This window comes from Planktothrix paucivesiculata PCC 9631 (assembly GCF_900009265.2).
Taxonomy (GTDB): domain Bacteria; phylum Cyanobacteriota; class Cyanobacteriia; order Cyanobacteriales; family Microcoleaceae; genus Planktothrix; species Planktothrix paucivesiculata.
Window position 1 is genome coordinate 1 of the sequence record NZ_LR735027.1, and the last position, 19470, is coordinate 19470.

Below are 19470 nucleotides of genomic sequence, written 5' to 3' on the forward strand. Positions count from 1 at the left end.
AATGGGTAATACTTCGACTTCGCTCAGTAACAGGGTAATGGGTAATGGGTAATGGGTAATGGGTAATGGGTAATTCGTAATTCGCAATTCGTAATTCGTAATTCGTAATTCGTAATTCGTAATTCGTAATTCGTAATAGGGAAGATATAAGCTGTTAAGAATCTTAGAATACTTGAAAAATCAATCATTATTGCCCATTACCTATTCCCCCTTTTAAAGATTATCGCAAAAATGCCCTCGAAGCCGGATAATAGAATAGGGATTTAAATTTTGCTTGTCTTTCATTAGCGGGTTCGGGGGCTTCATCCCATAAACTTTCATAGAAAAAGAATGAAAACCCTAAGCCATTTTGACGCGCCGCTTGTATCTTAGCTTGAATTTGTTGCATCCCTATGGGTCGATTTCTTAAACCCGTTAGAATTCCAGCCCCCGTCGGAATTTTGCCCCGGGCTTCTTGAATTTCTGGCTTAACTAATTCTCGCACAAAACTAGGTAAATCAGGTCGATAAATCTGGACAATTAACTCATCAACTAGATTTTTTTTCACCCAACTTACCCAGTCTTGAAGATGACTATTATAAGCGGTATGATAGGGATTAGGAGCAACGGAAAAAATCGCTTTAGGGTTTTTCGCTTTTACGGTTTTATTCAATTTTTCCACAAATTCTGTAATTTTATTCGCACGCCAACGCACCCAAGCAGGATCTTTCGGGTCTTTCGGAGGGAGTGAATTCGTTTGTTGCTGATACAACTTAACCGTATAGGGATCATAACCAAATTCAATCGGTAAACTCAAGTGATCATCGAATTGAATACCATCCCCCTGATATTGGGTCATGACTTCTAACACTAAATTAGTAATTAATTTTTGGACTTCTGGATGAAAGGGATTTAACCAAACTACCTCTCCGGCGGCGCCTTCCCAAGTCTGAATTCCATCTTGGCGGCTGGTTAACCACTGGGGATGATTTAAGGCTAATTCCGAAGACGGCGAGGTCATAAATCCAAATTCAAACCAAGGAATTACTAATAACCCTTTTTGATGACTTAAATTAATTAAATCCGCTAAAATATCTTGTCCCTGTAACCCTTTGCGAATAAATGGCTGAAATCCTCCCTCTTGAGCTACCCGACTCGGATAAAACACATAACCCGAGTTCCAAACCACCGGATAAATCGTATTAAAATTGAGTCGTGCTAGTTGATTAACTGCTTCCTGTAATTTAACATGATCTCTAACAATATCTGTATCATTAGTAGTCACCCAAACCCCTCGAATTTCTGGAAAGATTTTGGGAGTATTTGCCATACCAGGGTGGGCGGATAATAAAACTATCAACCCCATCCCCAAAATCATCAGAGCAATTGATTTTAGTATTTGTTTGGTGCTTTTTGAAAGACCATATCGCCACGAACTTTTCGCCATGAAACCCAATTGTATAAGTTGCAAACAGAAATCAGCAATTTAGCAGATAATTCTGTATTTTTAGAATATTTTAATAATTTACCAAATTTTGCCAACTTTCTAACCTTGAATCTCAATTTCAGAGTAAACTCACGGTTTGAGAGGGGATAAAGTTGGGGAAAACTCGACCCATCTGCTGAGAATTGAGTTTAAACTGACTCGCTAAAATCCGAGAAATTACCTCTCTAAAATCCGTTATCACCTTTAAATCCCGTTGTTCAAATAACTCCGACTTAGCTAAACCCGGCCATTTCCCATAAACTTTTCCCCCCTGGATCGCCCCGCCCAAGAGCCACATCACATTCCCATAGCCGTGATCTGTCCCGCCATTGCCATTTTCCTGAACCGTGCGGCCGAATTCGGACATCACCACAATCGTTGTATCCCTATAAACATCCCCCAACCGTTCCACCAATGCGACCAAACCCTCTGATAAAAAAGCCAACCGATTCGCTAAAAGTCCAGTTGCTCCCCCCTGACCCACATGGGTATCCCAGCCCCCCAGATTCATGAAGGCCAGTTGAATACTCGGATCTCGCACTAACAAACTCGCCAATTGTCGAGCTTCCCCCGCAAATCCCTTGGGTAAGGGTGCTCCCTGGTTGGCGGCTTGCATTTCCGCGTCTAATTCCTTCAGGAGTCGTTCTCGGGCGGTTCTCCCTTCTCGGTAGGCTAAACTGAGGGCGTCGTTACTGGCATAAAGTTGATCAAAAGCCGCCTTAACTTGATCCCCATCAATAGGGAGTTCCCGGGTACTGTTGGAATTGAGGGTAATATTGGCGACGGACTGGGAACCGGACAAGATCCGGGGTATCACCGTACCCACGCTGACAGCCTCAACGGGAGTATGTCCAGGCAAAACACCCAATAAACGGTTCATCCAGCCATCGGCGGTTTTTTGAGTGTTGGGGGTTCCAGTTTCCATCTGGTCTTGGGCTTCAAAGTGGGAACGGTTAGAAATCGGAGAACCCACTGCATGAACAAAGGCTAAATTACTTTGCTTCCAAAGAGGTATTAGGGGGGATAAAGCTGGGTGAACCCCAAAAAAACCATCTAAATCTAACGCCCCTTTTTCGGTTCCGGGTTTGGGAATGGCAATTATCGGACGGGCGGCATAATATGCGGGTTCAGCATAAGGAACTACCACATTTAAACCATCAATCCCACCTCGGAGAAAAACCACAATTCAGCGTTTTGAGCCGGGGGAAGCAGCCAGGCTTTTGGCAATCCATCCGTGAGTGCCTAAAGTTGCGATCGCTGATGTACCTGAAATTCCTACAAATTTTAAAAATTGCCGTCTATCCATTGTGTTAACCTAATTGCTAAAACGAAAAATAGGGATACATCTTGTTAACTGAGTCGAGAGAATGATTTAATATTAAGGGCTATTTAGTATTCCTATATGTTAACATAAAACCGGAACATTGAGAGGAGAAGTTAAACATGATTTTAAAACGTGGTGAACCCGGTGCCAAGGTTCGAGAAATTCAAGGTCAGTTAGAACAGTTAGGCTATAATATTGGTCGGTTGGGAATGCCTTTTGATCACAATTTAGAAACCATTATTAAAGCCTTTCAAGAGGAAATGGAATTACCTATTGATGGGATGATTGGGGATACCACTAACCTCAAAATAAAACAAGCTATAGCAGCGATTAAAAGTTCTAATGCCATTCAATCTGAACCGTCTCCTATTCCCAATGAATTAGGGGATTTTATCAAGGGAAATTGGCAACAATGGCAAGTAATTTCTGCTAAAAAGTTAAATGCTCGCAGTGGCCCAGGATTTAATTATAATATTGATACGAGTTTTCCCACGGGTACGGTATTAATCCTCCATCCTGAGTACCGTTATCCGATTAAATTTGATCAAGTCGGTAAACCTTGGTTAGTGGTTTCCTATCAAGGCGCGGCGTTTTTTGTTCGAGCTAATCAACGCTTTATTGAACCTGTTGTTTAATTAAGATTACCAACGTTAATTTTAAATTAAAATAGGAATATTAAAACAATGATTGCCCTTTCTGACCCTAATTATTTAACACCGGAACAATACCTCGAAATCGAAACTAAAAATACCATAAAACATGAATATATTAATAGTGAAATCTATGTTAACCTCGTTTAACCTCGTTTCTAGGTTCTACCTAGAAATGCAATTACGGTGGCTCTGCCACCCCTATAAAAGAGGCGGAGCCTCAATGAAAGCATTCCAAGGCAGAGCCTTGGAACGATGGAGAGAAATCACCAAGCTATTGTTTGCAAGTTATTAACTTCTTGAAAATAAAAAGAGCAATAATGATATTAGTATCCAACAAGTATCTACTACCTGCCATTGCAAATCCTCCGGCATGACTTTTAGCTGTTCAACAACTTCATCGATGATAGAAATGTTCATCTTGTGTTCCTCCTTTCTACCATTCTACACTGTTACCTTATGTTCATATCACCTTAGTTCTCTGACCAACAATATCCTTTTTCTCCTGTTCCATCACCAACCCATTCTAGCGGTCTATCAAATTCTTTTACATAAAAAATGATTCTGCCTCCGTCACCGTCATAGTGTTCCCAATGTTCAATTATTCCTTGTTTAATAGCTTCTGCTTCTCCGTGATCTACTAATATTAATAATGGCTCTAACAGCATCGGTAATGGTGCTTCTATTTCCAGCCATTTCACCTGACTAACTGCCTCGGCTCCCGGTAAGCCTAACCCTTGAACTGTGACTTCATTCCAAACAGCAGGGGGAAGCAAAACTCGCTGATACAACCGGGGCAAAAGTTCTAGTTGTTCGATAATAGCTAGGGATATCAGAGGACTACTATCGGCAATAATAATCTGATTAATCATCCCGTAATTCGTCAGCGATTTGGTCATCATCTAGGTTGATTACCGGAACTTGTAATCGTCCGATTTCGTACATAAATTGCAGTTTATTCATTCGACAAAATTCGGCAGCTTTTCCGAGAGATAGTCGCCGTAACTCAAATAGCTTTACTGCCAGCAAAAAGAGCAATTCAGCTTCTAAGCCTTCGGGAGATTTACCAGAAGTAACGAGCAAATCATCGGGATAGGGAAGGGACAGATTGGGCATGGTCGTATTGGGATTTAATAACTGTCAATAATCAGCTAAAATGGTCGATATTTTAGGCAGCTTTTCCCGGGTAAATCGTGCGTTCTCCCTTAGGAATAGAAATCCAACCTAATTCCTGTAAACGATTGGTTAAATTAGAAATACTCACCCCTAACTCATCTTTAATAGTATAAAGATGTTGCCAATTAGTTAAATCTCGACCGACTCGTTTGGCTTCTAAAATTGGGCGAGGCATTAACAAACAACTGGCAAAATATTGGGCTTGCCATTCAATAGATGCTAAATGGGCATCTTCAATTGTAGCTCGACAAACAAAGGGTTCATCTGATAGATTTTCCGAAGTTTCTGACCCTCCAGACTCTAATTGATCATGATCAATATGTAATACCCAATGACCGATTTCATGGGCAATGGTAGACTCAATAAAGCCCTTGGGTTTATCTTGAATTTCTTCGTTAATTTCGATGAGTCGTTCCGTGGGCAAAATTCGAGCCGCGATCGCCCCCTGTTCATCGGGCACAATGCAATCCCAAACCACTCCTAAATCGAGGAAATCTGCCACCAAAGAAGCCTCAAACGGCCACTCTGGGGCAAAATTGGGTGTGGCTTGCATCCGTCGCAAAATCTCATTTGCCCGCCGCTCAATCGACTCTCGACGATAAAAGCGATAGGGTTTCAGGATACTCACTTATTCAACCTCCCGCGCCGCCTCAAAAATTTGCTGGGCAAAGTTTGGATTTTCTTGCATTCGGCGGAATAGTGCCGTCATACTCTTATTATTCTCTTTGAGAAATGTCTCATAATGCTGAGGTATACGCCCCGCCAAAAAGATCAATTCCTCCTCATCCAAACCCAGATTTCTTGCCAAACCCCTAATTACATCTTCTTTAGGAGAGTAGTCTGCCCGGTCATTTTCTAGCTTGGATAAATAGGTGAAATCCACTTCCAGCAATGCTGCTAACTGGCGCTGTGAGTAGAATTTCTCTTTCCGCGCCTGACGAATTAGCTTTCCAAAGGTTTGTTCCATAGTACATTCCTCCCGATTCCGATAATACTCTGGTTTGAATAAAATTTCAACCCACTACCACCAGTCTACTCCTTACGAGTCACCAAGGGGTAGAGATGGGGAAATCGGGATCAAAAAAATTTTTCCCTTGGGACTTGACGATTACATCAACATTGACTAAGATAGGAGGAGTTGAATAAAAGTTCAATACCCAAAAGCCACAAACCGCTTTTGTCGTAAAGGTCTAATGATTCAACCTGAACTCTTGTGTTTACAACACCCGATTAATTGGGGATTGAGGTTTTAGTAAAAAAACCAAAATCCATACCGGAGGAAAATGCCATGCTCAGAACTTGGACAGATACTCACTACAAATTAGAAGACGAGGATTGGCTTTATATTGCCATCCATGAAGAACAAAGTTCTGCATCCTTAGTCTGTCCAGGTTATGCCCGGGATGGAGAAGGATTTAGTATTCATTTTACCACCGCCCACACCCATTTATTAGAGCATTTGTTAGGGGTTTTAAACCTTCTTAAAGCTCAACAACAGCCCTTGTATACCTATCCTGAACCGGAAAAACAATCCCATTTAATTCGATAGGATATTTTCCCAATTAATTAAAATTGAGGCGAGAAAATCGAGATCCCTCTCAACTCGCCTTGACGGGGAAAATTAGTGCAAAAATTCTGAATAATTAAGGAAAAGAAAATGACTAAAACCTTAGAAAGAGCGACGTTTACTGTCTTTGGTGCAAAACCGAAAGAAGCCCTATTAGTTCCTGAAATTCCGATTACTGTTCGGAATAATTGTCAGTCGGGACAGTGGACAATTGGAGACACGGATTATGGTTCTAAATGTTCCATGACTATCCTGAAATTTAGCAAATTTTTTGGTAGTTTAGGACAAACAGAACACACCTTATGGGGACAAATTTGGTTGGTTGCAGAATCAGGAGAACTGCCGAAAGGTGTCGTGATGGTGACTTATTTAAAATCTCGGGGATTGAGTGATTTTAACCGTTTAGTGGCTTCAGTTCAAGCCCGAGGAGTGGAACCTGCAACGGGAATTTTTATCCCTGAATTCACCAAACATTCCGGCCAGAAACCCGATGAAAATGGAGTTGTAAAACCCATTAATTATTATAGTTTAAAATGGTCTTGGCAGGAACGCACGGATTGGTCGATTGTGGAACAAGCGGCGGCGGTTTTATCGGATTCTAGTAATTTATCACGGATGATTGATTTAGAAGGAACTCGAAAAATGGTCTGTTTAGATAATTTACCTCCCCATGAAATTGCCTGTTTAATGGCGGCTTATGCGAAAGGAGATGAACATTCCGAATTGATCTTAAATTCTGTGCAAGAGGTGGCATTACCTCCGGCTTTAGATGCGGTTTCGGTGTAAGTTATTGAGGGCGGGTGAATATCTGGGTATTTTCCCGCCTCCTATTTTTTTGTTCTAGGAAAACATGAAAAAAATGATTCACTTGAAACCCGGCGATTCGGTTGAACACCAATTTATTCAAACCGGTGAATTAACCTATCAAGTTCGTCAAGATACGATGCACGATTTGGAAAATATCGGTGAAGATATTAAGCATTTATCCTTAGTCATTCAATCGGTTCAGCGCAATTATCAGGCGTTGTTAGACCAAAATCAACACCTGCAAAATTTATTGCTAAACTTGGTTAAAAATTGCTATTGTTGGGAAGGAAATCGTTGTCAGAATTGTCAAAATATTCTACAAGCGATCGCTAAAAATCCCACCCATCTTGATTCAGTACCGACTGAAAAATATCAAGATATTGTTACTCAACTGCGAAAACAAAATTAACCTTTAACGGGATATCCACCCGTTGCTGATTCATCTAGCTGATGTTATAAACGGAGAAACTGATCATGACCCATTCCCCTTTTGTCCCTACTAGCAAAACCCAACTTTTAGCCGCCTTTCAACAAATTTTAGCCGAACAAAAACGCATTGAGTCAAAAGTTGCCACCAAGGAACAGGAAGCGGAGCAGGAAAAAGGCAAACAAATTTTAGAAACTGCGGCGACTTATACCGTCGATAGTATTGTTAAAGGGTTAGCGGATTTACAATTAGATTTTGGCTCTATTATCCTAGAATTAACGGAAAAATTAAGAACAGAATCAACAAAATTAGAGGAATTAAACCGAGGAATTGAGGTTGAAAATCAGCATTTTAAGGAAATTCATAAAATTCGGATTGTTGCTGATGCTTTACATATTTTAACCCAAGAACATCAGGAAAAATTAAGTTTATTGGAACAGAATGCCACCCTGGGGCAAGAAGTTTTACAAAAAGATATTACTACAAAACGCAAAATTTGGGAAAAGGAACAAGGGGAGTTTGATACTACCGTTGAGGAAGAAACCGAACGTTTAAGCCGCAGTCGTGAACAAGGGGAAGCTGATTATAATTATGAGTTAGAACGAACTCGAAGAATTGAAACTGATGAATATGAAGATGTCAGAAGGAAGTTAGAACGGGAGTTATTAGAATTAAACCAAGAAAAAGATAAAAACTGGACAGAAAGAGAACAAATTCTAACGGTAAATCAAGCTGAATTTGAAGCCAATCAACAGCAAGTTGCTGGATATGAAGAACAACTAAAACAAGCCCATGATCAGGCGAAGGAAGAAGCGATTCAAGAAGCCACAAGAGAAGCAAAAGTTAAATCAGATTTATTGGCTAAAGAATGGGAATCTAATAAACAGGGTTATGAGTTACAAGTTCAATCTTTGGAGCAAACAATTCAACGACAAAATGAACAAATCACCCAAATCACAACTCAGTTACAAGAAACCCTAAAACAAGCTCAGGATCTAGCAATGCGGGCTTTTTCTAGTTCAACCAGTTCTAATACTGGGACGAAATAAACCCCAAAAATTTGCTGATTGTAGTTCTTACCCGTACCCAAAATAAAGGAAAACAAAATGACTAAAAAAGTAAGCGATCGCAATACTAAAGCCGAACTTTTGGAAGCCTATCAAGAGTTAGCCCAGGAAAAAAATGACTTGGAAACCCAAATCAAACAACTGAGTTCTACTCCCAAAGAAGTTAAACCCATGAATCAGGAAAAAATAAAACCTATGACCTCTACACCCGTTGAACAAAAACCTAAAATGCAGCAAACAATTGATCATTTATTGCTATTACAAACGGGGTTTGGGAGTGCGATTAATGAATTATCAGAACAACTAACATCTGAAGCGATAAAACTGGGAGAATTGCGTCAAAATGTTACCCATGAATTACAACAATTGGCAGAATTACATGATTTAGAAACCGTTGAAGATGATACCTTAGACACTTTAGTTCAACGCTATGAAACCAGTGCAAAAACCTTTGATCAGGAGTTAAGTCTACGACGAGAAACCTTAGAACAGGAATTTCAAGAACAGCAAAAAGCATGGCAAAAAGAACAGGAAGAATATCAACGGACAATTAAAGAACGTAATGAAACCTATAAAAAATCGCGATCGCGGGATCAAGAAACCTACAATTATAACTTAGAATTACAACGAAATATTGATAGCGACACCTATTCACAAACCCAGAAAACCCTGTATAAACAGCTTGAAGATTTACAAAAAGAACAGGAAAAACAATGGTCAGAACGGGAAAAAACCATTGCAGAACGAGAAAAACTTTATGCAGAAGTTAAAGCCAAAGTAGAAGAATTTCCTCAAAAGTTGGAAGATAATATCAAACGAGGAAAAGACCTGGGACGGAATATTGGCAATTATCAAGCCAAAATTAAATCGGATTTACTCGCCAAAGAAGTAGAGGGTCAAAAACAATATTATGAATTGCGGGTTAAGTCCTTAATGGAAACCATCCAAAGTCAAGATACTCGTCTACAAACCCTATCAAAACAATTGGATTCTGCCTTAAAACAAGTTCAAGATTTAGCGGTAAAAGCTATCGAAGGATCTTCTAATATTAATTCGTTCCAAGCGGTCAAAGAAATCGCCTTAGAACAGGCTAAAAACCCCAATAAGGGTAAATAAAACAGGACTAATGCCAAGTTGAGCATAGGTAGGGGCAATTCATGAATTGCCCTTACTCTCTCTGTTGATAATGGAAAAATTTTCCTTGGCATTTGGAGTCAAATTTTGATAATCTAGGATTAATTAGGACTTACGCAGAAACCGGGTTTCTGAACGAGAAATCCAGATTTCATCCGTAAAATCAGGGCCAGAAACCCGGTTTCTTTGGTCTTGTGCGTAAGTCCTGTATATATTTTTGTCAATCTTAGTCAGGATACTGATTGTTATGAAATCTCAACAGGTAATTACGTTTTTTTCTGAAATTGTGACCCAGAAACCCGAACTATTTTCAGCAGAAGTTTTAAATGATTTAACCCGATTAGAAAGGGTTTTGGATAACTCCGAGACAGAATCAGAATCCGAACGAATTGAATCTATATCGGAAGCCATTATTGAGTTTTGTGATGTTAACCCTAAAATCAATTCTCAATTAACAGAAATGGCATCTGAACCCAAACTGAATGAAAATCAAAACTTAGAGGAAAATCAAGTTGAAGTATTAACTAATTCCGTTAAAAGAGTTTTAGATTCACATTTCTTAAACCACTCTAATGTTTGAATGTAGACTTTGACTTTTTACTTAAAATTCCCCTTCTTTAATTAATTCTTGCCACTCCTAAATTAGAGGAGGGGAAAATTGTTAAGAATCTTGAATTTGTTTGTACTATTGTACAGTTTTGTATCAAGTCATTAACCTGTGATCCCAGAAGTGAAAATTGGGAGTTTTTAAGAGTTACGATAAAAACAGTAAAACCTTAAAATTCTAACTTAAAACTAAACAATCAATTATGAGCATTGCTACAATTAACCCGGCCACAGGGGAAACGGTAAAAACCTTTACTCCCCTAACCAATGCCGAAATTGATGCTGCTTTGTCTCTAGCAGATGGCGCTTTTAAAGACTATCGGCAAGTCTCTTTTGAACAGCGATCAAAATGGATGAAAAACGCGGCTAACTTGTTAGAAGAAAATGCCGAAACCTACGCCAAAATTATGACGTTGGAAATGGGAAAACCCGTTACTTCAGCGATCGCAGAAGTCAAAAAAAGTGCGTCTGTCTGTCGCTTTTATGCAGAAAATGCAGCCCAATTCCTAGCCGATGTTCCCGCAGAAAGTGACGCCAGTAATAGCTTTATTGCTTACGAACCTTTAGGGGCAATTTTAGCAGTCATGCCCTGGAATTTTCCCTTCTGGCAAGTCTTCCGCTTCGCTGCACCCGCATTAATGGCGGGAAATGTGGGTTTACTCAAACACGCTTCTAATGTGCCTCAATGCGCCTTAGCTATTGGGGAAATTTTCCAAAAGGCTGGATTTCCTGAAGGCGTATTTCAAACCCTATTAGTGGGGTCTGATAAAGTGGCTCAAATTATTACCGATGATCGGGTTAAAGCCGGAACATTAACCGGAAGTGAACCCGCAGGCGCTAGTTTGGCATCTTTAGCAGGTCAAAACATTAAAAAAACTGTCCTAGAATTAGGGGGAAGTGATCCGTTTATTGTGTTAGAAACTGCGGATCTAAATGCCGCCGTTGATGCCGCCGTTACCGCCCGAATGTTAAACAATGGACAATCCTGTATTGCGGCCAAACGGTTTATTTTGATCAGTACAATTGCCGATGAATTTGAAAGTCGTATGGCGGAGAAATTTGCGGCTTTAAAAATTGGTGATCCGATGTTACCCGATACCGAAGTCGGGCCCTTAGCAACGCCGGGTATTTTGAAAGAATTACACCAACAGGTTCAAAGCTGTGTTCAAGCCGGAGCCAAAGTATTAACCGGAGGTCAACCCCTGGAATCTTTAGGTAATTTTTATCCGCCAACAATTTTGACCCAAATTCCTGAAGGAACCCCCGCTTACAGTGAAGAATTCTTTGGGCCTGTAGCATTAATTTTCCGGGTTAATTCTTTAGAGGAAGCTATTACCCTGGCCAACAGCACAATTTTCGGTTTGGGTGCGAGTGCTTGGACAACGAATCGGGCCGAACAAGAGCGTTGTATTCGAGAATTAGAAGCGGGTGCAGTGTTTATTAATGGTTTAGTTAAATCCGATCCCCGCTTACCCTTTGGTGGGATCAAACGTTCTGGTTATGGACGGGAATTGAGTAGCCAAGGAATTCACGAATTTGTGAATATTAAAACGGTTTGGATTAAATAGGGTAAAAAACCGGGTTTATGACCAGAGTTTAGGAGATCATAAACAAGAAACCGGGTTTATTCAAATCAAGATTTTTGTTCATAAACCCGGTTTCTAAATATCAAATTTCATTCACATTAAAAAATCATGAACACAGCAGAACTGTTAGTTAAATGTCTGGAAAATGAAGGTGTGGAGTATATTTTTGGGGTTCCAGGGGAAGAAAATATGCAAATCCTGCAATGCTTAAAAACCTCCTCAATTAAATTTATTACCACTCGCCATGAGCAGGGCGCCGCATTTATGGCCGATGTTTATGGGCGCTTAACTGGACGGGCGGGGGTTTGTTTATCAACTTTAGGCCCGGGCGCAACTAATTTAATGACCGGGGTTGCGGATGCGAATTTAGATGGAGCGCCGTTAGTTGCAATTACGGGTCAAGTGGGTACTGATAGAATGCACATTGAATCCCATCAATATTTGGATTTAGTGGCAATGTTTGCCCCGGTTACTAAATGGAATGCCCAAATTGTTCGCCCTAGTATTACTCCAGAAATTGTCAGGAAAGCGTTTAAATTAGCCCAAGCGGAAAAACCCGGCGCGGTGCATATTGATCTCCCAGAAAATATTGCCAGCATGGAGGTCGAGGGTTATCCTCTTAAACAAGATAAGCGAGAAAAAGTTTATTCGGCTTATCAGAGTATGAATGAAGCCGCGATCGCTATTTCTAAAGCCAATAATCCCTTAATCTTAGTAGGAAATGGCGCAATTCGGGGGAATGCTAGTGCGGCTTTAAGCGAATTTGCGACCCAACTGAATATCCCCGTTGTTAATACATTTATGGGCAAAGGAATGATCCCCTATACCCATCCTTTGGCCCTTTGGACAACGGGATTACAACTGCGGGATTATATTAGTTGTGGGTTTGATAAAGCGGATTTGATCATCGCCGTTGGCTATGATTTAATTGAATATTCGCCAAAAAAATGGAATCCCCAAGGTAAAATTCCGATTGTTCATATTGGTGAAACCCCCGCCGAAGTTGATAGTAGTTATATTCCAATCGCTGAAATTATTGGGGATATTTCTGACTCTCTGCATGAAATTTTAAGACGGTCAGACCGTACCGGAAAACCCGAACCCTATGCTTTAAAATTAAAAACAGATATTCGTAATAATTACGAATTTTATGCCAAGGATGATGCCTTCCCGATTAAACCGCAAAAAATTATTTATGATTTGCGTCAAGTCATGGGCCCAGAAGATATTGTGATTTCAGATGTCGGCGCTCATAAAATGTGGATGGCAAGACATTATCATTGTGAAACGCCGAATACCTGTTTAATTTCTAATGGATTTGCAGCCATGGGAATTGCGATTCCTGGCGCAGTTGCAGCTAAATTAGTTTATCCTAATCGGAAGGTAGTGGCGGTCACGGGAGATGGCGGATTTATGATGAATAATCAGGAACTTGAAACCGCTTTACGAGTGGGAACTCCCTTTGTGACTTTGATATTTAATGATGGCGGTTATGGATTAATTGAATGGAAACAAAACGACCAATTTGGCGAGTCTGCGTTTATCAAATTTGGCAATCCTGACTTTGTTAAATTTGCCGAAAGTATGGGATTAAAAGGCTATCGAGTTGAAGCTACAACCGATTTAGTTCCTATTCTCAAAGAAGCCTTAAATCAAGATGTTCCAGTCGTGATTGATTGTCCCGTAGACTATCGAGAAAATGCTCTGTTTAGTCAACGGGCGGGCGGTTTATGTTGTCCTATCTAACCCCGTTGTTGTGATGCGGCACTATCATTTCTAACTCAAAAATAGCTTTGTGCGATGCTTTAGCAATATTCGTACAAAGCTATTTTTATAAGATCTGTCATGGTATAATAGAATTAATCTCGCCCTGATTGTACTTTTACTGAAGCATTAGATGAAGCATTAGAAGCGATTTTGGCTCAAAAAGATTATGAATTACCCTGTTTAGTTTGTCATTTGTAATTTTATTTTTCTACTGATTAAGATGTCTCAAACAGCCATTAGTAAAAGAATTACCACGATTAGCGAAGCAGAAAAGCAATTTAATTTAGTTCGTACTGCGGATGTTAATTTTTTCCTAGAATGGACGGAAGATTCAATTAATTTAACTGACTCGGAGAAAGCAGTATTAGATAGAATTAAAGCCCGATATCGCTATCATCGAGCTAATGGACATCTAGCTGAAGGGTTAGTTAATCTCGTAGTTTTATCGCCCTTACTGGAATTAGCTGGTTTTTACGATCCTCCATTTCAGATGCAAGGAGAAGTTGCTGTTGAAGTTAGTACATCAGTAGCTACGAATGAAGTATCAGAGGAAATTTTGCGAGGAAGAATTGATTTTTTAGTGGTATCAAGAAGATTTTGGATAGTGGTATTAGAATCTAAGGGAACTGAAATTAATCTCGATATGGCAATTCCTCAAACTTTAGCTTATATGATGGCTAATTCTAATGTTAAAAAACCTGTATTTGGTATGGTGACTAATGGGGGAGAGTTCTTTTTTATTAAACTAAATTGTCAAGGAACACCCCAATATAATATTTCTCGTATTTTTTCCCATTTACCTTTACAGAATGAGCTTTATGATGTACTAAAAATTTTGAAACGATTAGGAAATAATATTACATGAATTTGATATATTCTGAATTTAAAGGACTAACTATAGATAAAAATGAAACATCTGCGCTCTCTGCGCGATAACAAATTTAATCAGGAGTTAAAGATGAAAATTGCAACGTGGAATGTTAATTCGATTAGAACTAGAAAAGATCAGGTATGGCAATGGTTACAAACCAATGAAATTGATATTCTGTGTTTACAGGAAACTAAAGTTATAGATAAAGATTTTCCCCGTTCTGGTTTTGAAGAATTGGGTTATAATATTTATATTTATGGTCAAAAAGCCTATAACGGGGTGGCAATTTTTAGTAAAACTCCCCTAGATGCGGTTCACTTTGGATTTTCTGATATTTTAAATACTGAACCCTCTCAAAACTTTGATGAACAAAAACGAGTTTTAACCGGAATTATCAATGGAATTGCTATAGTTAATTTATATGTTCCTAATGGTTCTAGTATTGATAGCGATAAATACAACTATAAATTAAACTGGTTAAACCATCTCAAAGACTATTTAAAACTTCTGTTAACTCAAACCGAAAAAATTTGTATTTGTGGTGACTTTAATATTGCTTTAGAAGATATTGATATTCATAACCCCAAGGGTCGAGAAAACCATATTATGGCGAGTGATGCTGAACGTCAGGCTTTACAATCAATATTAGAATTAGGCTTTAAAGACGGCTTTCGCAAGTTCACCCCGGAAGGAGGACATTTCAGTTGGTGGGACTATCGCCAAGCATCCTTCCGACGCAATACGGGATGGCGCATTGATACCCATTATTTAACCTTACCCTTGCATGAAGTCGCCAGTAGTTCTATCATCGATAAAACCCCTAGAACCTGGGAACAGCCGAGTGATCACACCCCTGTTATTTTAACCGTCGAGATGCCTTAGTCGGATTTTGGAAGTCGTTGTAAACTTTCGGGAAAAAAATCTTGAGCCAAGGACACAAATAAGGTAATATAATAGTTTGTGCAAAATCTTCATTAATCTAGGCTCATGGCTGTACCCAAGAAGAAAATGTCCAGGTCGAGACGCGATATGCGCAAGGCGACTTGGAAGCGGAAAGCAAGACTACAAGCTGAAAAAGCGTTATCCCTCGGGAAGTCTGTTCTCACCGGTCGTTCTACAGGATTCTACTATCCCACTGACGACCAAGAAGAAGGCGACGCGGAATAAACGGTTAGACTGTGCGGAACTACAGAAAAATAGGGGCGAGAAAGCCTCTCTGTTCGGGAGAGGAAAACTCGCCCTTGTATTTTTTTGAGGCGATATTTATCAAATTGATCTGCCTTTACTATTTCAGGACGCTTGATCTATAATTCCTACATACCTAAAACCCGACACCCTGGGGTGAGGCCTGTCCTCACCCCCCCTATAATTTAGGTGAAAGAATTTGGTAATTGTGATGATCAATCTATTGCACATTGGCTGAAATCAACTTGTTTGGTGTGAGTCCGTTTTGAATTTACCATGGGATTTGCTTATGGGTCTGATTAAAAATTTCAATCCATGGGAAATTAATTGATGTTAAACTAGATAGTAGAGTTAATGACCAGTAAATAATAAAAAGCCGTCTTAAGACGACGGAGTTTTATACCGAGTTTTTTGGTAAGGACGAACCATGTTACCTCAACCGATATCTGACGATCGTGCGCTCAGTCAGTCTTTGTATCAGGCGTTAATTGAACGTTTTCGTGACGCCTTCCCTCCCTCAAACCAGTCTCAACTTTCTGAATGTAGCTTTGGTTTTGCTCCTAGTCCCACCGGAGTCAAAACCTTTTTTATTGTTACCCCTTCTTTGTTCGTGGCAGAAAAATTACTATTGGACATTGATCAAATGCTTGAACGAGTGCAAACCTTAATGATTGGAGTCGGACAGGTTGCCGTGTGTATTCAACCTCAAAACAACCCTGTAGAAAGTCCTGCCTCCCCATCGGTTTGTCACTCGTCCTCTACATTTCACCCCGAATATATGATGTGTAAACTCTTTCAAGTCAACAGTGCCATCGCCTGTTTAGAAGATTAACTGGTTTTTCGGTTGTTACCATTACCGTTAGATTCAATCACTTCACGAACTCGATAGATCGGTCGATCTTGAGATTCGTGATAGGTTCGCATTGAAAGTTCAGCCAAAAGACCAAAACAAAAGAGTTGAATTCCGGTCAGCGTCATTAACACCGTAAAGGTGAGTAAAGGACGATCAGCAATTCCTTCGCCCAAGACCAGGCGAATAAAGCTTAAATAACCACCCAGAATAATTCCAAAACCAAAAGCCAACATCCCCAACAGACCAAAAACGTGCATGGGACGGGTGAGGAATTTTTTGATAAAAGAAATAGTTAATAGATCCATCACCACCCGGAAGGTGCGATCTATACCATACTTACTGTGACCGAAACGACGAGCATGATGGTTAACGGGAATTTCCGTAATTCTGGCTCCTTCAATAAACGCTAAAGCGGGTAAAAATCGGTGTAATTCTCCATAAAGTTTCATATCGGCGATTAACTCAGCCCGGTAAGCCTTGAGAGAACAACCGTAGTCATGCAGTTGTACCCCAGTCATTTTACTAATTAGCCAATTTGCAATCCGGGAGGGAAGCAAACGGCTAATTTTGGCATCCTGCCGATTTTTCCGCCAACCACTCACAACATCAAAACCCTTGCCCAACTCCGTCAACAGCATACCGATATCCTGGGGATCATTTTGTAAATCACCATCAATGGTAATCACCACCTGACCCTGGGAATACTTAAATCCGGCCGCCATGGCTGCGGTCTGCCCATAATTGCGTCGGAGAACAATCGCTTTCAGATTAGGATTAATTTGGGCTTGCTGTTTTAGGAGTTCTGTCGATCCATCGCTTGACCCATCATCAATACAGATCAATTCATAACTTAAGCCTAAAGCAGCCATATTAGTATCAATGGCTTCGATCAATCGGGGTAAACTTTCGACTTCGTTATAAACGGGTACAACGATTGAAACAGATAAGGAGTGAGAACCAAAAATCAAATCTCCATACTGTTTTTGAGGTTCGGGAGTTTTTAAAATCGGTGATTGTGAAATATCCATATTAATCCTTCAAAAAGGGAATAGTTGTATTAGAAAATCAGCAGAAAAGATGAATTCAAGTAGATTTAAAAAGCGGGTAAAGTATCCTGTAGTTAGTCCGTAGCTCATCGGTGACTATAAAATAACACTACCTAACTGATTCCATCAAGTGTTTTCTGAACATTTATCTCCTAAAATCAATCTCTAATCGGGGGAAAATATCGAATCAGGTAGTTTTACTTGGGGTTAGGGGATGGTGTGGGAGCCGCAGCAGGAGTCACCCGAAAAATCTGAATGGGTTTAAATTCCAGGCTGGTAAAGATTTTTTTCTGTTCAACTTTAAAGTTTTCTCCAGCTAGGGTACTAAATACTCGATTTATACCGTCGGTTTCGTCACAGAATAACCAACAAACAAACCAAAGATTAGAATTCACAGGCAAAGAACCCCCTAACTGTTGTTTAATATAGACAGGGGTTAATTTATCCTCAGAACCCGGATGGTTGAGGAAATAAACTTGGTTAGGTTCTGGGTAATAACGGGGCAGTGAAAGTTCAAAAAAGTTGGGAATTGAGTGCATCACCACCCGATCCCCCGGCTGTTTATTTTGATAAATATATTGGGCTGCTCCTTGCCAATCATTGCGATAGAGTCTGCTATAGTAATCGACCAGACCCCCAGTTACAGCCAGAGCATAAGCGATAGCAATAATAATAGCTAGGGGCTTTTTCCAATGCCAAATCACCACAAAACCCGCCGCCACTAAAATCAGAAAATAGGGTGCAATTAACAGAAGATAACGGGGAAACCAAATCGAGTTTTTATAATAAGAAACAAACAACATTAAACTCGCCGGAACCAATGCCCAAGTTGCTAACCAGACTAACCGTTCTGAGGGACGCTTGCTAAAGAGATTTAATAATGAAACAACCAATAAAGTAATCAGAACCGCAGTAAAACCAGCATAAAATAAAAGCGGTAGGGTTTTAACTGTGAATAATTGACTTAATAGTGTGGCATCAGTTAACTCACTTTTATCAAGGAAAATTTGATTGGATTCCAGCAGATTTCTGATCGGCCAATATACCGTAAATTGGGTTAACATCCCTAGGATTTGAGTGATTCCTGGCCTCGAGTATTCTTCTACTTGTTTCTTCATAAACTCATCGGATACACCCCCAATCGTCAGAGTCCAGAAAATGGGAAGAAAAAATAAACCAATGACCAATAAACCTAGACCAAAAGCTAGTAAATATTGACGTTGTTTGCGAAATTTCCATCCGAATAATACCGTATCTGCCACTAAAATTAGGATATTATTAGGATTGGTTAAAATTAAGAGAGTTCGGGCAATTGTCCACCCCGTTAAATTTTTATAACTCGGTTGTTCTAGGGTGTAACTGAGGGCAAATGTTCCCGCCACACTCAAAAACGAAATCAGCGTATACATCCGAATTTCTTGGGCATGATTAATAAATAAAGGGGATACACTCGCCATAAAAGCAGCAATTAACCCCGTAGATTTACCAACAATTCGATATCCCAACCCATAGGTAAAATAAATCGTTCCTAAACTAAAAACAATTGAAAGTCCCCGCAACCAAGCATCACTATTACCCAACTGCATCCAGAACTTCAAGAGTATGTAGTAAAACGGACGCAGATAGGGGAGACTAAACTCGAACTTTTGAGCGTCCCGAATACTCAGCATTTCATCAATCCAGACACTTTCGGTACTGAGTTGATACAACCGTAGTCCCAGTGCTAGTAACAGAATCAATAGAATCGGGATTTGTTCAAGAAAAATCTCCCGAGTATTTTTACGGTTGGAAGCCAATATTAAATTCGGATCAATCTGGGATTCCACTGAGCGTTTCTCCTAATATGATAAAAATTTATTCATAGTTTGACATAAAACAACGAACCCGAATCATCCTCTAAATTTTTCCCACACTATAGCAGGGAACAGGCAATCTTGCC

Annotated in this window: 22 protein-coding genes; 13 read left to right on the forward strand and 9 right to left on the reverse strand. The window is 39.9% G+C overall.

Annotation, left to right across the window (positions count from 1 at the left end):
- Positions 1-220: 220 nt before the first annotated feature.
- From PL9631_RS23990 to PL9631_RS26865, 3 genes are all read right to left on the reverse strand, one after another.
- Complete coding sequence (locus PL9631_RS23990) at positions 221-1426, reverse strand: glycoside hydrolase family 10 protein (RefSeq protein WP_083624353.1); 1206 nt, start codon at positions 1424-1426, stop codon at positions 221-223.
- Between the two features lie 118 nt (positions 1427-1544).
- A complete protein-coding gene (locus PL9631_RS23995) occupies positions 1545-2648 on the reverse strand; it encodes a DUF1501 domain-containing protein (protein WP_231516844.1) in 1104 nt (367 codons plus the stop codon).
- Positions 2649-2651: 3 nt separating this feature from the next.
- A complete protein-coding gene (locus PL9631_RS26865) occupies positions 2652-2771 on the reverse strand; it encodes a twin-arginine translocation signal domain-containing protein (RefSeq protein ID WP_231516845.1) in 120 nt (39 codons plus the stop codon).
- 137 nt (positions 2772-2908) lie between these two features.
- Between PL9631_RS26865 and PL9631_RS24000 the strand changes: the two genes are divergently transcribed.
- Positions 2909-3424, forward strand: a complete 516-nt coding sequence (locus tag PL9631_RS24000) for a peptidoglycan-binding protein (RefSeq protein WP_083624354.1) — start codon at positions 2909-2911, stop codon at positions 3422-3424.
- Positions 3425-3912: 488 nt separating this feature from the next.
- Here PL9631_RS24000 and PL9631_RS26360 read toward each other — a convergent pair whose 3' ends face one another.
- Genes PL9631_RS26360 through PL9631_RS24025 form a run of 4 tightly spaced genes read right to left on the reverse strand, consistent with a single transcriptional unit; the run spans position 3913 to position 5582 of the window.
- The gene (locus PL9631_RS26360) at positions 3913-4311 is read right to left on the reverse strand and encodes a hypothetical protein (protein WP_197046492.1); all 399 of its coding nucleotides are present in this window, start codon (positions 4309-4311) and stop codon (positions 3913-3915) included.
- Positions 4304-4555, reverse strand: coding sequence for a UPF0175 family protein (locus PL9631_RS24015; protein WP_026795634.1), 252 nt, complete (start codon positions 4553-4555; stop codon positions 4304-4306). Before PL9631_RS24015 ends, PL9631_RS26360 begins: the two co-directional genes overlap by 8 nt.
- A 52-nt stretch (positions 4556-4607) precedes the next feature.
- Positions 4608-5243, reverse strand: a complete 636-nt coding sequence (locus tag PL9631_RS24020) for an ImmA/IrrE family metallo-endopeptidase (RefSeq protein WP_083624356.1) — start codon at positions 5241-5243, stop codon at positions 4608-4610.
- Positions 5244-5582: a helix-turn-helix domain-containing protein gene (locus tag PL9631_RS24025; RefSeq protein ID WP_083624357.1), complete on the reverse strand. Its 339-nt coding sequence runs from the start codon at positions 5580-5582 to the stop codon at positions 5244-5246.
- Positions 5583-5903: 321 nt separating this feature from the next.
- Here PL9631_RS24025 and PL9631_RS24030 point away from each other — a divergent pair, with 321 nt between their 5' ends.
- The 12 genes from PL9631_RS24030 (at position 5904) to PL9631_RS24085 (ending at position 16464) form a co-directional block, all read left to right on the forward strand.
- Complete coding sequence (locus PL9631_RS24030; RefSeq protein ID WP_079679629.1) at positions 5904-6164, forward strand: hypothetical protein; 261 nt, start codon at positions 5904-5906, stop codon at positions 6162-6164.
- A 108-nt stretch (positions 6165-6272) separates the two neighbouring features.
- Entirely contained in the window at positions 6273-6968 is a 696-nt protein-coding gene (locus PL9631_RS24035; protein WP_083624359.1) for a hypothetical protein, read from the forward strand.
- Between the two features lie 73 nt (positions 6969-7041).
- Complete coding sequence (locus tag PL9631_RS24040) at positions 7042-7398, forward strand: hypothetical protein (RefSeq protein ID WP_156090689.1); 357 nt, start codon at positions 7042-7044, stop codon at positions 7396-7398.
- Positions 7399-7463: 65 nt separating this feature from the next.
- A complete protein-coding gene (locus PL9631_RS24045) occupies positions 7464-8465 on the forward strand; it encodes a coiled-coil domain-containing protein (RefSeq protein WP_083624362.1) in 1002 nt (333 codons plus the stop codon).
- Positions 8466-8522: 57 nt separating this feature from the next.
- On the forward strand, positions 8523-9599 hold the full coding sequence (locus PL9631_RS24050; protein ID WP_083624363.1) for a coiled-coil domain-containing protein: 1077 nt from the start codon (positions 8523-8525) through the stop codon (positions 9597-9599).
- Between the two features lie 265 nt (positions 9600-9864).
- Positions 9865-10197 carry a hypothetical protein gene (locus PL9631_RS24055; protein ID WP_083624365.1) on the forward strand — a complete coding sequence of 111 codons (333 nt, stop codon included), beginning with the start codon at positions 9865-9867 and terminating at the stop codon, positions 10195-10197.
- Positions 10198-10426: 229 nt separating this feature from the next.
- Positions 10427-11791: an NAD-dependent succinate-semialdehyde dehydrogenase gene (locus PL9631_RS24060; protein ID WP_083624366.1), complete on the forward strand. Its 1365-nt coding sequence runs from the start codon at positions 10427-10429 to the stop codon at positions 11789-11791.
- Positions 11792-11917: 126 nt separating this feature from the next.
- A complete protein-coding gene (locus tag PL9631_RS24065) occupies positions 11918-13555 on the forward strand; it encodes an acetolactate synthase large subunit (protein WP_083624368.1) in 1638 nt (545 codons plus the stop codon).
- Between the two features lie 241 nt (positions 13556-13796).
- Complete coding sequence (locus PL9631_RS24070; protein WP_083624369.1) at positions 13797-14441, forward strand: type I restriction endonuclease subunit R; 645 nt, start codon at positions 13797-13799, stop codon at positions 14439-14441.
- A gap of 93 nt (positions 14442-14534) precedes the next feature.
- Positions 14535-15329 carry an exodeoxyribonuclease III gene (xth, locus tag PL9631_RS24075; RefSeq protein ID WP_083624468.1) on the forward strand — a complete coding sequence of 265 codons (795 nt, stop codon included), beginning with the start codon at positions 14535-14537 and terminating at the stop codon, positions 15327-15329.
- Between the two features lie 105 nt (positions 15330-15434).
- Positions 15435-15614, forward strand: coding sequence for a 50S ribosomal protein L32 (rpmF, locus tag PL9631_RS24080; RefSeq protein WP_083624371.1), 180 nt, complete (start codon positions 15435-15437; stop codon positions 15612-15614).
- 445 nt (positions 15615-16059) lie between these two features.
- Positions 16060-16464, forward strand: a complete 405-nt coding sequence (locus PL9631_RS24085; RefSeq protein ID WP_083624372.1) for a hypothetical protein — start codon at positions 16060-16062, stop codon at positions 16462-16464.
- Here PL9631_RS24085 and PL9631_RS24090 read toward each other — a convergent pair.
- Together PL9631_RS24090 and PL9631_RS24095 are read right to left on the reverse strand one after the other, a co-directional pair.
- Positions 16461-17513, reverse strand: a complete 1053-nt coding sequence (locus tag PL9631_RS24090) for a glycosyltransferase family 2 protein (protein WP_083624374.1) — start codon at positions 17511-17513, stop codon at positions 16461-16463. The two genes, PL9631_RS24085 and PL9631_RS24090, sit on opposite strands and share 4 nt — an antisense overlap.
- A gap of 215 nt (positions 17514-17728) precedes the next feature.
- Positions 17729-19357: a glycosyltransferase family 39 protein gene (locus PL9631_RS24095; protein ID WP_083624376.1), complete on the reverse strand. Its 1629-nt coding sequence runs from the start codon at positions 19355-19357 to the stop codon at positions 17729-17731.
- Between the last annotated feature and the right edge of the window lie 113 nt (positions 19358-19470).

Coding starts and splice junctions, on each gene's coding strand:
- PL9631_RS23990 (WP_083624353.1), bottom strand. CDS start 1,426: ATGGCGAAAAGTTCGTGGCGATATGGTCTTTCAAAAAGCACCAAACAA.
- PL9631_RS26865 (WP_231516845.1), bottom strand. CDS start 2,771: ATGGATAGACGGCAATTTTTAAAATTTGTAGGAATTTCAGGTACATCA.
- PL9631_RS24000 (WP_083624354.1), top strand. CDS start 2,909: ATGATTTTAAAACGTGGTGAACCCGGTGCCAAGGTTCGAGAAATTCAA.
- PL9631_RS26360 (WP_197046492.1), bottom strand. CDS start 4,311: ATGATTAATCAGATTATTATTGCCGATAGTAGTCCTCTGATATCCCTA.
- PL9631_RS24015 (WP_026795634.1), bottom strand. CDS start 4,555: ATGCCCAATCTGTCCCTTCCCTATCCCGATGATTTGCTCGTTACTTCT.
- PL9631_RS24025 (WP_083624357.1), bottom strand. CDS start 5,582: ATGGAACAAACCTTTGGAAAGCTAATTCGTCAGGCGCGGAAAGAGAAA.
- PL9631_RS24030 (WP_079679629.1), top strand. CDS start 5,904: ATGCTCAGAACTTGGACAGATACTCACTACAAATTAGAAGACGAGGAT.
- PL9631_RS24035 (WP_083624359.1), top strand. CDS start 6,273: ATGACTAAAACCTTAGAAAGAGCGACGTTTACTGTCTTTGGTGCAAAA.
- PL9631_RS24040 (WP_156090689.1), top strand. CDS start 7,042: ATGATTCACTTGAAACCCGGCGATTCGGTTGAACACCAATTTATTCAA.
- PL9631_RS24045 (WP_083624362.1), top strand. CDS start 7,464: ATGACCCATTCCCCTTTTGTCCCTACTAGCAAAACCCAACTTTTAGCC.
- PL9631_RS24050 (WP_083624363.1), top strand. CDS start 8,523: ATGACTAAAAAAGTAAGCGATCGCAATACTAAAGCCGAACTTTTGGAA.
- PL9631_RS24055 (WP_083624365.1), top strand. CDS start 9,865: ATGAAATCTCAACAGGTAATTACGTTTTTTTCTGAAATTGTGACCCAG.
- PL9631_RS24060 (WP_083624366.1), top strand. CDS start 10,427: ATGAGCATTGCTACAATTAACCCGGCCACAGGGGAAACGGTAAAAACC.
- PL9631_RS24065 (WP_083624368.1), top strand. CDS start 11,918: ATGAACACAGCAGAACTGTTAGTTAAATGTCTGGAAAATGAAGGTGTG.
- PL9631_RS24070 (WP_083624369.1), top strand. CDS start 13,797: ATGTCTCAAACAGCCATTAGTAAAAGAATTACCACGATTAGCGAAGCA.
- xth (WP_083624468.1), top strand. CDS start 14,535: ATGAAAATTGCAACGTGGAATGTTAATTCGATTAGAACTAGAAAAGAT.
- rpmF (WP_083624371.1), top strand. CDS start 15,435: ATGGCTGTACCCAAGAAGAAAATGTCCAGGTCGAGACGCGATATGCGC.
- PL9631_RS24085 (WP_083624372.1), top strand. CDS start 16,060: ATGTTACCTCAACCGATATCTGACGATCGTGCGCTCAGTCAGTCTTTG.
- PL9631_RS24090 (WP_083624374.1), bottom strand. CDS start 17,513: ATGGATATTTCACAATCACCGATTTTAAAAACTCCCGAACCTCAAAAA.